Here is a 15,545-nt window from a genome sequence, read left to right on the forward strand (position 1 = left end):
TGAAAAAAACTCGGTAATAAACTCAAGCAAATATTTTTTTCACGATTCAAAACTATAGAAGAATATCATATTGCACAATCGTTTGTTCTATGCTTTATAACACAAGCAACTAAACATTTCGATAACAACTTAAAACTAAACATATTTCATTCATCTCATTTTCAATAATATAAATCACAAATAGCAAATAAATTAATTTCATGTTACTTAAAACCATAATAAAGTAATCTATATATAATTACATTATTATTTATATTTGTACAATCGTTTGTATAAGCATTAAATTATGACACATAATAGAATTAAGATTAACGATATTGCCCAACTAACTGGGTTATCAACTACTACTGTCTCCAGAGTATTGAATGGGAAAGCAAAGCAATATCGCATAGGAAAAGAATCTCAAGAAAAAATAAAAAAGATAGCCAAAGAACTTAATTATATCCCGAACCAAAATGCAGCAAATCTTAGAACAGGAAGAAGTAACACTATTGCATTAATCGTTCCTTCCTTAAATAATCCCTTTTTTGCAAATATCGCCAGCAATATTAACAATGAAGTACGAGACAAAGGATACGTTACCATAGTGGGAGACAGTGACGAGGATGTAGCAACAGAGAAGTTGATTCTCCAACAACTTTCATCTAGAAATATAGAAGGAATTATAATAGTCCCCTGTGGAAACAAATGGGCACATATAAAAGAATTGCATGATCAAGGTTTGCCCATTGTTTGTATTGACCGATATTTTGACAATCTTGACATTCCATTTGTCTCAACAGATAACCACCATGGAGCCTACTTGGCTACTAGACATCTGATAGAACAGGGACATACTATCATAGCATGCATCCAAGGTGTAAAAGAGTCAACCCCAAATAAGTTGAGGATAAAGGGATATCTTGATGCACTGTCAGAATCAGGCATTAAAGACATCTTAATTACAGGAGATGAGTTTAGTTTTCACTGTGGTTATATAGAAACAAAGCTTCTATTACAACAAAAAAACAAACCAACAGCGATTTTTACTTTAAGCAATACTATCGCAATGGGAGCAATGAAGGCATTAAAAGAAGAAAGAATAAAAATACCAGATGACATTTCGTTAATTACTTTTGACGACCATCCTTACCTCGACTACCTTGCGACTCCATTATCTTGCGTCGCCCAACCCGTAACAGACATTAGCAAAATTGCTACTAAATTCTTATTCTCTGAAATTAATAGGAACAAGATGCCTTTACCAAAAATCCTTTTAAAACCCAACTTAAATATAAAGGAATCTGTAAAACGTCTAAATTCAAGATATTAATACAAATCACAGTTCCAAATCCATAATCCAAGGAAGATATAATTGGCATACATAAAATTCAACATATAAGAACAGTTTCCTTTTTCGTCTTCCTCTTTCGCTTTTTTAGGATTTTTTTAGTATTCTTTCAGATTGTTACATTACAATCTGTATTATTTACTTTAATTTCTACTTCCCTTTTGAATGTCATAAAAAATACGCTTATTAAAAGCATTATCTTCTATATTTCCTTTTAATGGCTATTCTGGTTCGTTTTGTGCCACCGATTTCGGGGTGGTTTGTGCCAGTGATTTCGGTTCAAACTGTGCCACGGGGTAGCTAAAAACCGGATATCTTTCGGTTCGTTTTGTGTCAGGCAGTGCCGGGCCGATTACCCTAACGGTTCCTTTTATGCCACTTTGGGAGATCAGGTAAAAACAGCTATATCGCAGATTTTTTTCTGGATATGGCAAATAGACTTGATCCGATGGATTAAAAACAGATTTTATCCTTGAACAACGACGGGGTAAGCAACCGGCAGATTGGCGGTCTTTTGAGTATCTCGCGCAATACAGTCAACACTTACATCAAACTGGCAAAAGCCAGCGATTACAGTATCGGGGAATTGCTGGCAATGACTCCTGGCCAACTTGATGAACTCTTTACCGCACACACTACACTTATCACCAACTGGTACGATGAGCTGATGGCTTGGTTCGATAATACCAGGACTCGAACCTGGGACCCCCTTCCAATCGCACCATACTGGAATTTAAATTTGAAACTTCATAACAAGGAGATAATCGACTTCTTTGACAATCGAAGTAGAAATTCATACCCAAAATCTTTCAATGCTAAACAAAAAGCTTTTAGAGCCGCGTTTAAAGGGGTGAGCAATGTAAAATATTTCCTATTCAGGATTGTTAAAATCTATGATTAAAAGTTGCTCTACAGAAAATGCCACCGGACCTTGTAAAGCCCTGATAATCAGCAAAACGGGAATTCCCGTTTTGCTGATTATCAGACTGTTAGCTTTAGCATGGTGTCAATCGCACCATACTGGAATTACAAGTGCATGAACATCATTAATTAACGAAATTGTGAAATTATTTATATCAAGTTATGAAATCAATTATTTCACAGAATCAACAATTACAGTATGTGATTGCTCAACAGAATTATAAGTTCTCCAATGCTTCACATTTTAAAAGATATTCCGGCCATTTAAAGAAATTCTATAGTTTCATTTTCTCAAAGTCTGAATTTAAATTTTCTTGACGATCACAGAAAACACACATACACATAATGCGATGTTGATTTTGTAATATTTTCACTCCAGAAAAGGTCTAAAGATTGTAAAACGCACCTAACTTCTACGTATAAAAAAAACATTTAATATTAGCAATGTTATCTCTGTGTCGCAATATTTATCAGTTGCAAATATCCGCCAATTTCCAACATTCAAAAACTCTCATAAGCACCTATATTTATACACCTTACACGATCATTTAAATTTTATGTGTTTATGAGCCTATTAAATACGATAACCAATTATTTCATGCGAGTGTGCTCACTGCATACACACCCCATTTTTATACTAATATTACCCCATCCTAAAATTATGCACTACTTATAATACGATGTTGATTTTGCTATTTTAAAACGTCGACAAATTGCGACTGATCTGGAAGTTTTTAACACAAGAAAGCTGAAAATTGGTTGAAAAAACACGATTTTTACCAAATCTTGACACACTAATTATAAATTGTATTTTAGGATATTCTATACGAACGTCTAAGGTATACCATCAAAATAAAGAAATTTTGCAAAGGGGAAAATACCCCCCCACCCATCAAGCCGGAATATTTCAAAACCCTTCAAATATTTTCACAAAATTATATGCCCCACAAAAGTAAGAACGCTTCAGAACATGTTCCAAGCCCAGCCTCAATGCTCTCGGCTCCATTTCAGCTCTATGTGGTTAATTGCGATTAAACCATCCGAAAACTTAAGGTATACTTTTCTGTATCTAAAGTAATTGATATCTTTAATTGATTATTTCAGGTTGTAAGGTTCAAAATAAAGCCGAATTTCAACATCAGGGTATGATTTCGGGTATGAAAAGCAAAAAACCTACTGATTGTCAGTAGGCTTAGTAGTCCCACCGGGAATCGAACCCGGATCTACAGTTTAGGAAACTGCTATTCTATCCGTTGAACTATGGAACCATCATTTTCGTAAAAAACACGTCATTACAAAAAGGCTTTGCAAAAATAGGAAAAAGCGACAGGATTCAAAACAAAGAAATCGATGCCAACTCATTTTCCGGGCCGAATTACCAATCTGGTTTTGTTAACAGAAAATTTACAAGGCAACTATTCATACCCTGTTGACTCACTGCTCTTTAGCACATATTTATCGAATCTTTCTTAGAAACGTTTTAAATTAGCTATTTTTGACCTTCCAATTATTGCGGGTAAAACCACTAAAATCTACTTTTGTGGGACTTTATCAGAAACATTAAATTTTTAAATAAAACTATTATCCTATGAGCAATTTTCTGACTTCTTCTATTGGGAAAAAGTTTATCATGAGCATCTCGGGCCTTTTCCTGATGATGTTCATTGTCGTTCACTTGGGGATCAATTTACTTTTGATTTTTGACGACAGTGGTGAGCTTTTTAACCTGGGGGCAAATTTTATGGCTACCAACCCGGCTATCCGTATAATGGAACCGTTACTGGCGTTGGGCTTTATCGTACATATTTTATGGTCTCTCATTGTTAGTTTTCAAAACATGAAAGCTCGCCCTACCGGATACAACCAATCTAAAAATTCAAGTAACTGGGCATCTCGCAATATGCTTGTTCTTGGCTGTTTAATTTTTGTATTCCTGGTTATGCACATTTATAACTTCTTCTACATTATTAAATTTGAATACCAAAATCTACTGGAAGTCGATATTGACGGAGAAATCATGCATGATTCCTATTCATTGGTTGCAGGCCTATTTAAAACAAGCGTAACGTATTGTATTCTTTACGTTGTTGGCGCAATTCTGTTGGGACTGCATCTTGGACATGGTTTTTGGTCTTCGTTTCAAACCATTGGATTTGCGAATAAATTATGGTTGAAAAGATTACAGGTAATCGGACAAATTTACGCGATTGTCGTTACTGTCGGTTTTGCAATCATCCCATTGTATTTCCTGATTAAATTTTAACCGAAAAGAAGTATAGAATTATGAGCATACTAAATTCAAAGATACCAGAAGGGCCATTGGCTCAGAAATGGACAAATTATAAGAATCACCAAAAACTGGTGAACCCTGCCAACAAGCGAAAACTCGATGTTATTGTTGTAGGAACGGGGTTGGCTGGAGGTGCTGCCGCAGCATCGCTTGGAGAAATGGGTTTCAATGTAAAAAACTTTACCATTCAGGATTCACCACGCCGTGCGCACTCTATTGCTGCACAGGGTGGTATTAATGCTGCCAAAAACTATCCTAACGACGGTGACTCGGTTTACCGTTTGTTTTACGATACCATAAAAGGTGGTGACTACCGTGCCCGCGAGGCCAATGTTCACCGCTTAGCTGAAGTTAGTAATAGTATTATCGACCAGTGTGTTGCACAAGGTGTTCCTTTTGCCCGCGAATATGGCGGTTTGTTAGATAACCGTTCGTTTGGAGGAGCACAGGTTAGTCGTACATTTTACGCACGCGGACAAACCGGACAGCAGCTATTATTGGGAGCTTACCAGGCGTTAATGCGTCAGGTAAACAAAGGTTCGGTTACGATGCATACACGTACCGAGTTGGTCGATATTGTAATTGTTGACGGGAAAGCACGCGGAATTATCACCCGCGACTTGGTTACCGGAGAATTGCAACGTCATTTTGGGCATGCTGTCGTGCTAGCTACCGGCGGTTACGGAAACACATTTTTCCTGTCAACCAACGCGATGGGATCAAACGGATCGGCAGCTGTAAAAGCATTCCACAAAGGAGCCATGTTTGCTAATCCATGTATGGCACAAATTCACCCAACTTGTATTCCTGTTCATGGCGAATTCCAAAGTAAACTAACCTTGATGTCCGAATCACTTCGGAATGATGGACGTATTTGGGTACCCGCTAAAAAAGAGGACGCTCAAGCTATTCGCGAAGGAAAACTGAAACCAACCGATATTAAGGAAGAAGATCGCGATTACTATTTGGAGCGTCGTTATCCTGCCTTCGGAAACCTGGTACCTCGTGATGTTGCATCGCGCGCAGCAAAAGAACGTTGCGATGCAGGCTTCGGTGTTGGAACCGGGCTGGCTGTTTACCTGGATTTCAAATCATCTATCGAGCGCTTAGGCAAAGATGTGATTGAAGCACGCTACGGTAACTTGTTCCAGATGTACGAGAAAATTGTTGACGACAATCCATACGAAACTCCAATGATGATTTACCCTGCAATCCACTACACCATGGGTGGTATTTGGGTTGATTACGAATTGCAAACCAATATTCCGGGCTTATTTGCTGCCGGTGAGGCTAACTTCTCCGACCACGGCGCCAACCGCTTGGGAGCTTCGGCTTTGATGCAAGGATTGGCAGATGGTTATTTTGTGTTACCATACACCATTCAGAATTACCTGGCTGATGAAATTCGTACTCCTCGCATGGATACGAATGCAAAGGAATTTGTTGAAGCTGAAAAATCGGTAAAAGATCGATTTGAAAAACTGTTGAACATTAAAGGTAATCGTTCAGTAGATAGCATTCACAAAGAACTTGGTTTAATCATGTGGGACTTTGTTGGAATGGCCCGTAATGAAAAAGGTCTTAAAGAAGCTATCAAAAAGATTGAAGCAGTTAAAAAAGAGTTCTGGACCAATGTCCGCATTCCCGGAAATAAAGAAGGAATGAATGTCGAATTGGAAAAAGCCAGCCGTTTGGCTGATTTCCTTGAAATTGCTGATCTGATGGCACGTGATGGATTGAACCGTGAGGAATCCTGCGGTGGTCACTTCCGTGAAGAATACCAAACCGGAGAAGGCGAAGCACTGCGTCAGGATGATAAGTTTGCCTATGTTTCTTGCTGGGAATATAGAGGTGAAAAAGAAGAACCAAAACTGAATAAAGAGGAATTGGTTTACGAGAATGTTCAAATGCTTCAACGTAATTACAAATAACGGCTATAAAAAGGAGATCAATCATGGATAAAACAATAAATCTCACGCTTAAGATTTGGCGTCAGAACGGTCCCAAAGAAAAAGGCCGTTTCGAAACCTATCAAGTTTCAGATATTTCAACTGACAGTTCATTCCTCGAAATGATGGATATCTTGAACGAACAGTTGGTTAACGAAAATAAAGAACCCATCGCTTTCGATCACGATTGTCGTGAAGGAATCTGCGGAATGTGTTCACTATTCATCAACGGACGTCCACACGGACCGGATGAGGAAATTACAACCTGCCAGTTGCACATGCGTAAATTTAAAGATGGAGAAACAATAACCATCGAACCATGGCGCGCGGCTGCATTTCCAATCATCAAAGATTTGATTGTCGATCGTCAGGCGTTCGACAAAATCATTGCTTCGGGCGGTTATGTTTCTGTAAACACCGGTGGTGTTCCTGATGCAAATGCCATTCCGATTGCAAAACCTGCTGCCGACGAAGCGATGGATGCTGCTTCTTGCATCGGTTGTGGAGCTTGCGTTGCGGCTTGTAAAAACTCGTCGGCAATGTTGTTTGTGTCGGCAAAAGTTAGTCAGCTGGCCTTGCTTCCGCAGGGTAAAGTTGAAGCGAAACGCCGGGCGAAAGCAATGGTTGCAACAATGGACGAACTTGGATTTGGCGGATGTACCAACACTGGAGCTTGTGAAGTAGAATGCCCGAAAAGTATTTCTATTGCACACATCTCTCGTTTAAACCGTGAATTCTTAAGATCACGCTTGTCAGAATAAATCAGAGGGTATAAGATAAAAGAGCGGCCGTTTCTATTGGGATAGAAACGGCCGTTTTGTTTTTTCACAAAATCAACATTAATCCCGACGGACATCGCCGCCACTGGATTCATTAATATCTTTTTGGGCCGGATTTCCTTTATACCGAATGTCGCCACCACTACTCGCACTGGCTTTAATCGATTTGGTTGCATGCACAACGGCATCTGCTCCACTGGAAGTTTTCACTTGACAATGTTCGGCCACTAAATCTCCACACGAAAGGTCAGAACCGCTGGAACTGGACGCATCAAAATTGATAACCCGTCCGGTGATTTCAGCATCCGATCCACTTGATGTATCCAGCCAAATCGTTTCTGCTGTTATATCTTCAATCTCCAAATCGGCTCCACTGCTCACCGATATTTTCAGTTCATCCAGCTTGAAGCTGTTTTCTGATTCCACATCAGCACCCGATGAAACATCAAGCCGGGTCAGATCATCAAAAGTGACATGAGCCGTGCGATCTTCATTCCAGCTCCAGTTCAATTTCTTCTTCATGTAAATATGCAGAACACCATCTTTCACTTCGGTTATGATATCATCAATAATGTCAGGATCGGCCTCTATCACAACTTTTTCCGAGTTTCCCTGCGTTAAGAATAAATCGATTCCGCTACCAACCGAAATACCATGAAAATTGGGGGTTTGCCGAGTCTGTTTTCCAACTCTTTCGTTTGTTGCCTGAGCTTGCAATACCATTGCAAGTAATAAAATGCTGGCAAAATAAAACCTTTTCCTCTTTGTTTTCATCAGTGTTGCTCTTAGTTATTGTTTTCTGATATTACCACCTGAAGATTCATTAATGCTAACTGTGGAAGGGCTACCTGAATAATAAATATGACCGCCGCTTGAGGCTTCCCCTTCAAATTCGTTGGTTACGTCAATATAGATATGCGCCCCACTTGAAACATCGGCGAAACAATCTTCACTGACCAAACCACTCCCTTTAATATGAGCGCCCGAAGACGCTTTTAAATCGACTTTTTCAGCTTTCCCGTTGAGTTTTATGTGTGAGCCCGAAGATGCTCGCGCCTGCAGGTCCTGTGCATTAACATCCAGATTTTGCTGGCTACCAGAACTGGCTTTTGTGCTAAAATCTTTCAAGTGAATCAGATCACCCGTGCTAACCATTGCTCCTGAACTGCTTGTCAGTTTTTCAATGCGGGTAAATTCGACTGTAATTAGTAATTTCTTGGCCTTTTTTATTCGTTCTTCTGAGAAAATATTTAGCTCATCTCTCTTCATCTCAGTTTTGATAACTTCATGCAAATTCTCATCGGCTTCTACCGTGATCAGGTTTTTATCCGACTGAACCAAGACCACCTTCATTCCGGTGGAAACTTTAATCTCATCGAAGTCTCCTACTTCACGATATTCGGTTGTGACATGGCCATTACCCTTTATGGATGGACCTAAAAAGATGCAAGCTGAAAAAATAGTCAGGAGTACAGAAAAGGAAATTGCTATAGACAAACGCTTTTTCATATGGTGATCGTTTTAGGGTTTTAAGGTGTTACATGGAACTCACTTGATAATCACGATTCGATAGGAGAACAGTTTATCATGATCGTTTCATCTGTAAGTGTTTGTTGTTATTGACGCTAATTTTCAATTTTCGTTACACAATTTAGAAATCATCACGCAATTTTATTGCCACAAATTCGCCGAAACAAGGTTATTTATCGGTAAAAGGACAAAAAAAATGCCGGTTTAAACCGGCAATATTTCGTTAGCTCTTATCTTTCATACGTCGATCACGCATGAGATGTCGGTGTTTTTCTTTTAAGCTTTGCATTTCCAATTTTTGATCCTCAGTAAGTAACGACTGAATTTCGATACGTGACTTTGCCCGAATTTTAGACAATTCAGTTCGCAATTCACCCTGCTGATCCAAACTTTTATAAATCGCCTTCATGTCGGGGGTTTCGGCAGTCATTAGTGTTTGATGATGTGCTTTCAGTTCCCTCAGCTGATCACGAAATGTTTTTGCTTCTTTCATGCTCTCCATCCGAATTGATTTAATCACTTCTTTTTGATCTTCAGTTAATAGTTTCGCTGCAGGAAATCTGTGATGGTCATTGTCTGCATATTGTTCTAACTTTTGCTGACGTTCGAATCGTTGCTTTTGCCCCTGTGCCATCGTTGTCAACGACAATAATACGGCAAACATAAATACCCATGCTGTAATTTTACTTTTCATCGCTTAAAATTTTTAAATTCTCCTTTTGGACTATCAGCGATAACATTCGTTTAATCCAGCTCCCACACTTCACATTTCTTAACAGTATATTAATCAACGTATTCAGCTATTGCAATCAATCCGTCGAGCGTTAAATTCGCCTCAAAATGATCTATTTTAGTCTTCTCCTCACGAAAAATACCTGATAAACCGCCTGTCGCTATGACGTGGAGCTCTTTATTTAATTCGGCTTCGGTTTGCTCAATAATGCGGCTGACTAATCCCAGATAACCATACACAACACCTGCCTGAATTGCGTTTACCGTATTAAGTCCCAATACTGACGGCGGCATTGACAACTGAACATGAGGCAACTGCGATGTGTTTCCTGCCAAAGCCGTTACCGCAGTCCCCATTCCCGGAGCAATGGCAACTCCCAATATTTCCCCGTTTTCGGCAAGTGTCAAAAAAGTAAGAGCAGTTCCAAAATCGATAACCATACAGGGCTTGTCGTACTTTACAAATGCTGCCATTGCATTGGCAACCAGATCGGTTCCAATCTGATACGGATTTAAGATCTTTATCGGTAGCTTTGAATAAGTTTCCGGCACTACAAACAGAGGGACAACACTTAGTAAACGGCTGATTAATTCTTTAAAATCGTCGTTTAACGAAGGGACAACACTGCTAATAATCACTTTGCTTATTTTTTCAGGCTCAACGCCTCCACTTTCAAACAGAGATCGAAATATGACTTCGTATTCGTCTGCCGTTTTTAACTTATCTGTCCGAATCCTCCAAATATTCTTCCAATTTTCTTGTTTCCGGATTCCAAAAACAATATTTGTATTTCCAATATCGATTGCTAAACGCATCTGTTTCGTTGTTATTTGAGATGAAGTTGTAATAAATAAAGTTTATCATTAGTGTCCGGTTAAAATTTCAAATGATGGGCTAAAGCCCGCTCCATATCTGGCACTCACTAACCCCGGGATTAATCCCGGGGTTAGTCATCGCACTAGAGCATCCGAGCTTTAGCCCATGACTCCATCTTGAGGAATATCAACTGTTCTATTTTCATTTGTTTCTCGCATCACCCAAGATTTTATTTTTCCCGGACAACAGTGAACGTTTATATTGTATCGAAAATTAATTCGCGAATTTTCACACTTTTATGTCCTATTCTTGTATATACAAGGTATTGTGTTTAATTTTTTACTAATTTTAACAAAATTAAGAATGAAAATTCTGCATAAGAGCATAACTAACTTATTATTCTTTAAAGATGCAAAATAATAAAGGTCCGTTAATTTTTGTAGTTGAAGATAATCCTGTCTATAACAAACTCGTTGTAAGTTATCTCAAAACCAATAAGTTTACCAACGTAGAAGCCTTTTTATCCGGTGAAGAAGCTTTGAAGGCGATGGAACGTCAACCGAAGATCATCATTCAGGATTATTTATTAGATGGGATGAATGGGATTGAAGTATTAAAGAAAGCAAAGAAAATTGCTCCTGAGGTGGAGTTTATTTTCCTTTCGGGGCAGGACAGTATTGATGTTGCTATTAATACCATGAAATATGGTGCTTACGATTATATCGTAAAAGATCAGATGGCACTAAAAAAGATGGTGAGCAAAATGAATAAAATACTGTCGATTAGCAGCTTAGAAAAAACAAATAAGCGCTATAAAACCGGTGTAATATTGTTTTTCGTTTTCCTTTCACTTTTTATCATTGTAATCATTGCTATCGCGTTACTGTACCCTGAAACATTTGGATTAAATTTCTAGTCAGTATCTCGTCGGCTATTAAAAATATTTTGCTGAACAGCTTTCAAAGTTTCATTTGAAAGCTGTTTTGTTTTTTTCGATGGTTGTTGATGTATTCCGAAGGCAGCTCCTTATACTCGGCTTTAAAATATTTCGAAAAATATCTTGGACTGTTAAATCCGCATGCATAGGCAATTTCGGAAACAGTCAACTCACTGTTCTCCATAAAATCAGCAGCTCTTCGAAGCCTGATAATCCGAATAAACTCAACCGGCGATTTTGTAGTAAGTAGAGTTAGTTTTTTATATAAGCTAACTCTACTCATCCCTATTTCTTTGCTTAAGTTTTCAACCGAAAACTTGGTATTATCCAAATTTTTCTCAACAATACCGAGTGCTTTTATTAAGAATTTTTCATCCTGTGATGTGACTTTAATCTTCTCCGGATTCATTCCAATCATCGATTGATAGGATCGTCGCAGCTGTTCTCTGGAATTAATCAGGTTCTCAATGCGCGATTCCAAAATCCTAAAATCAAACGGCTTCGAAATATAATCATCGGCACCAGACTGGAAGCCCTCAAGTGTTGGATCGGTATCTACCTTAGCAGTCAATAAAATGAGAGGAACATGAGCGGTTCGTCCATCACCTTTAATTTTCGAGCAAAATTCAATTCCATCCATTTCGGGCATCACAACGTCGCTTACAATCAAGTCAGGGAGCTTCTTCAGAGTCATCTCCCATCCTATTTTACCGTTCCCGGCTTCATACACATTATAGTGCTCTTTCAGATTGTCTTTCAGGTAAAAGCGGAAATCTTCATTATCCTCAACCAATAAAATATTTTTTTTAGTCGAATCAGATTTAACTTCATCGTTAAAAGCCGCGCGATTTTCCCGATAATAAATGACTGGCTCTTTAGAATCCTCGGACTGATTTTTTAAATCAATTTGTTCTTGCGAAAACAACTGCACCGGCAGCGCGACTTCAAAAACGCTACCTTTATCTACGATACTTTCGACTCGGATAGTTCCTCCCAATATTTTAACGTAATCATTTACCAGCGACAAACCAATTCCACTTCCTTGATTGACAAACGAATTTGGAAGATCATCCTGAAAAAAACGATCGAAAATTCGTTCTTGTTTTTCAACTGGTATTCCAATTCCATTATCCTTGACGGAGATTAATACCGTTCCCCGCTGACTACTATTTTCAGAGTCAACATCTGACTCAATGTATTTTAACCGCAATGTAATTTTACCTTTTTCAGGTGTAAACTTAAACGCATTCGACAACAAATTGGAGATCACTTTTTCAACTTTATCCTGATCAAAATAAGTAAACAAATCTTCCTTTTCAGCTTTAAACCTGAACTTGATTCCCTTATTTGCCGCTAAATCCTGAAAAGAGAGTCCAACTTCTTTTATAAATCCAATTAAATCGCCCCAGTTTTCTTTGGCCTCAATCTGTTGAACCTCCATCTTCCTAAAATCGAGCAGTTGATTTACCATGGCCAAAAGCCTTCGCGCATGGCGATGGATAAATTTCAATTGAGCTTTTAACTTTTCATCCTTTGTCTCTCCAATTAATCGTTCAATTGGCGACAAAATCAAGGATAGAGGAGTGCGAAACTCATGACTAATATTGGTGAAAAATTTTGTCTTTAAACCATCTAACTGATGAATGCGCTCTGCTTCCTGGTGTTCTTGCTCGGCTGCGAATTTCAATCGCTCTCGTTCAACTAAAATACGACGCGCCAGCAATAGCAAGCCGACGATAAATAATACATAAAACCCAAAAGCATAATTACTTTTCCAAAAAGGAGGCGTTATTTCAATCTTCAGGGGTGGGGTCAACACTTGCCAGCTTTTGCCCCCATCGTTCGATACACGCACATGAAACGCATATTCACCAGCATTTAGGTTCGTAAAAGTGGCCTCTGCGTTTTGCGGGTCAGTTTTCAACCAAGCTTCATTAAACCCTTCCAGCTTATATTCGAAACTATTCTTTTCGGGTTGAAAGAAATTCAAAGAAGTAAAGCCCAGAGAGAAAACATTTTCGCTGTGACGCAAAGTAATTTTATCCTGTTGTGTAATTGATTTGTCAAGAATAATCCGATTTTGAATCGGCGTTCCAACCGGCACCTCACGATTGAAAACCTTTAAGTTTGTCAATACAACTTCGTTGCTGAGTTTTTGCTCTTCCAGATTCTCCGGTTTAAATAGATTAAACCCATTTGCTCCTCCAAAAATCAGTTCGCCGGCTTTCGTACGGTAAGCTGCATTTTCATTGAACTCTTTGCCTTGAAGACCATCCATCATGTCGTAATTGGTGGTTTGAATCTCCAATTGGTCAATTTCCGGATTACCTGAAAAATTGGTTATTTCGATTTTTGAAACACCGTTGGTTGTTCCAATCCATAAATTACCTTGTTCATCTTCAAGTATTGTTTTGACATTCGAATCAGGCAACCCATCTTTTTCAGTAAATACCCTGAACTGGTTTTCATGCTTGCTATATAAGTTTAACCCCTCGGGAGTTGCAATCCAGATTAGTCCACGAGCATCTTCGTGAATCCCCAAGGCATTTTTATCACTCAATCGTCCGGGGACACCGGGCTCAGGCGTAAAATGTTCAAACCGCTTGGTTAACAAGTTCAAACGATCTACTCCGTCAGATGTCCCTAACCACAGGTTACTTTCAGAATCTTCCATGATTGACATGATGAAGTTAGAGCCTACGGAGTTCATATCTTCAGAAGCATAATGATAAAAAACGCCTCTTTCGCGATCATACAACTCTAGACCTCCAGCCAAGGTTCCAATCCATAAATTGCGCTTCGAATCTTCAAAAATCTCCCAAACGCGGTTATCTGACAATGATGCAGGATTGTCCGGATCATGTCGGTGATGGTGAAAAACACGACCATCAAATCGATCCAATCCACCAAAATAAGTACCAATCCACAACTGATCATTTCGGTCAATAAAAAGCGAAACGATGATATTATTGCTCAAACTGTTCGGATCGGAAGAATCGTTCCTGTAAACCCGGTAACTGCCGGTCTTTCGGTTGAAATAAAGCAGACCACCTCCATTTGTGCCAATCCAGAGATTTCCCTTTTTGTCTTCTACAAAGCAGTTGACATCATTAAAAGGCAAGCTTGATGAGATAGATGGGACATGCCGGTAGTGATCAAAACGAATCAGACTTTGGTGATAGTAACTCACGCCTTTTTTGTATGTTCCAGCCCAAATAATGTTCTGAGAATCTTTATACAGATAATTCACACTATTTTGAATGAGGCTGTATTTATCATCCGGATTATTGGTCACGTAAATAACAGAAAAACCATTTTTGTCCACCCTGTTTATTCCGCCATGATCGGTAGCCAACCAGATCATGCCTTCCTCATCCTCAACAATTGACGACACCAGGTCATTGTTTAATCGGGCTTTCTCCGATTTAGTATTAACATGCAAAACATTTCCGGTAGAGGTATCAATAAGGAAAGCACCGTAGGGCTGACCAAGCGAATAAACCCATACGTCATCTTCCGAATCAATAAAAATCCGATAGTTATTGGCGGCACTCTTAAACTCAGCATTCAGTTGAATACGATAGGAAACATGCAGGCTGTCCCGGTCTAGCTTTTCAAGCATGCCAGAGGATGAAATGGCCCAAAAATTCCCTTTGGAATCCTGATTAAGAGCCATCATTGAATTACTACTAATTGAAGTCGGGTCGTCCTCCTGATGTTTTAAAACAGTCACCGAACGACTTGAATCATTCAGTCGGTAAAGACCAGAGGAATTATTCACGAACCACGTATTTCCCTCTTGATCGTTAAAAATAGTATATAAAGATATCAGAGGAATTGAAAATTCACTCAAATAAGAATCCGGACTTGAAAACGTCTCCTTTTGCGGATTAAAAATGGCGAAGTCGTTCACTGACTTAATCCAAATCTGTCCTGCCGAATCTTCAGATAAAAAGTCAATGGCATTAAACGGAATAGATGTACTATCATAAGGATCGTGCTTGTAGGTTTTAAATCTCAACCCATCGAAACGATTCAGTCCCCGGCCTGTCCCAAACCACATAAAACCCTGACTATCTTTCAAAATTGAACGCACCTGATTATTTGACAAGCCGTCGTTAATCGTCAGGTGCATGAATTTATACTGCGTGTTTACCTGTGATTCGTTGGCAAAACCCATGATGCCAATCAGCAAAAGAGCCAACAATAAATTAGCAATTTTCGAATCATTTTTTTTCAGCAGACAGTCACTCATTAACA

The 15,545-nt window shown here is 38.9% G+C and carries 11 protein-coding genes and 1 tRNA gene; 6 read left to right on the top strand and 6 right to left on the bottom strand.

What is annotated here, in order from left to right:
- Positions 1-286: 286 nt before the first annotated feature.
- Positions 287-1,312 (top strand): LacI family DNA-binding transcriptional regulator, encoded by a 1,026-nt coding sequence (locus GR929_RS10635; RefSeq protein WP_159519581.1) that lies wholly within the window; start codon positions 287-289, stop codon positions 1,310-1,312.
- Positions 1,313-1,802: 490 nt separating this feature from the next.
- A complete protein-coding gene (locus GR929_RS10640; RefSeq protein ID WP_159519583.1) occupies positions 1,803-2,231 on the top strand; it encodes a hypothetical protein in 429 nt (142 codons plus the stop codon).
- A 1,216-nt stretch (positions 2,232-3,447) separates the two neighbouring features.
- Here the strand turns inward: GR929_RS10640 and GR929_RS10645 are convergent.
- Positions 3,448-3,519: transfer RNA gene (locus GR929_RS10645), tRNA-Arg, on the bottom strand.
- Positions 3,520-3,839: 320 nt separating this feature from the next.
- Here GR929_RS10645 and GR929_RS10650 point away from each other — a divergent pair.
- From GR929_RS10650 to GR929_RS10660, 3 genes are read left to right on the top strand one after another with little or no spacing between them, the layout of a single operon-like run.
- Positions 3,840-4,514 (top strand): succinate dehydrogenase cytochrome b subunit, encoded by a 675-nt coding sequence (locus GR929_RS10650; RefSeq protein ID WP_159519585.1) that lies wholly within the window; start codon positions 3,840-3,842, stop codon positions 4,512-4,514.
- A 20-nt stretch (positions 4,515-4,534) separates the two neighbouring features.
- Positions 4,535-6,472, top strand: coding sequence for a fumarate reductase/succinate dehydrogenase flavoprotein subunit (locus tag GR929_RS10655; protein WP_159519587.1), 1,938 nt, complete (start codon positions 4,535-4,537; stop codon positions 6,470-6,472).
- 23 nt (positions 6,473-6,495) lie between these two features.
- Entirely contained in the window at positions 6,496-7,251 is a 756-nt protein-coding gene (locus GR929_RS10660; protein WP_159519589.1) for a succinate dehydrogenase/fumarate reductase iron-sulfur subunit, read from the top strand.
- Between the two features lie 78 nt (positions 7,252-7,329).
- Here the strand turns inward: GR929_RS10660 and GR929_RS10665 are convergent, their stop codons facing one another.
- From GR929_RS10665 to GR929_RS10680, 4 genes are all read right to left on the bottom strand, one after another.
- On the bottom strand, positions 7,330-8,043 hold the full coding sequence (locus GR929_RS10665) for a head GIN domain-containing protein (protein ID WP_159519591.1): 714 nt from the start codon (positions 8,041-8,043) through the stop codon (positions 7,330-7,332).
- 15 nt (positions 8,044-8,058) lie between these two features.
- A complete protein-coding gene (locus GR929_RS10670) occupies positions 8,059-8,778 on the bottom strand; it encodes a head GIN domain-containing protein (RefSeq protein ID WP_159519593.1) in 720 nt (239 codons plus the stop codon).
- A gap of 244 nt (positions 8,779-9,022) precedes the next feature.
- Positions 9,023-9,493: a Spy/CpxP family protein refolding chaperone gene (locus tag GR929_RS10675; RefSeq protein WP_159519595.1), complete on the bottom strand. Its 471-nt coding sequence runs from the start codon at positions 9,491-9,493 to the stop codon at positions 9,023-9,025.
- Between the two features lie 89 nt (positions 9,494-9,582).
- Complete coding sequence (locus tag GR929_RS10680; RefSeq protein ID WP_159519597.1) at positions 9,583-10,347, bottom strand: type III pantothenate kinase; 765 nt, start codon at positions 10,345-10,347, stop codon at positions 9,583-9,585.
- Between the two features lie 410 nt (positions 10,348-10,757).
- Here GR929_RS10680 and GR929_RS10685 point away from each other — a divergent pair, with 410 nt between their 5' ends.
- Positions 10,758-11,264, top strand: coding sequence for a response regulator (locus tag GR929_RS10685; protein WP_159519599.1), 507 nt, complete (start codon positions 10,758-10,760; stop codon positions 11,262-11,264).
- A gap of 43 nt (positions 11,265-11,307) precedes the next feature.
- Here GR929_RS10685 and GR929_RS10690 read toward each other — a convergent pair whose 3' ends face one another.
- Positions 11,308-15,540 carry a hybrid sensor histidine kinase/response regulator transcription factor gene (locus GR929_RS10690; RefSeq protein ID WP_159519601.1) on the bottom strand — a complete coding sequence of 1,411 codons (4,233 nt, stop codon included), beginning with the start codon at positions 15,538-15,540 and terminating at the stop codon, positions 11,308-11,310.
- Positions 15,541-15,545 lie beyond the last annotated feature (5 nt).

Origin of the sequence: Sunxiuqinia indica (assembly GCF_009847015.1) — a bacterium.
GTDB lineage: Bacteria > Bacteroidota > Bacteroidia > Bacteroidales > Prolixibacteraceae > Sunxiuqinia > Sunxiuqinia indica.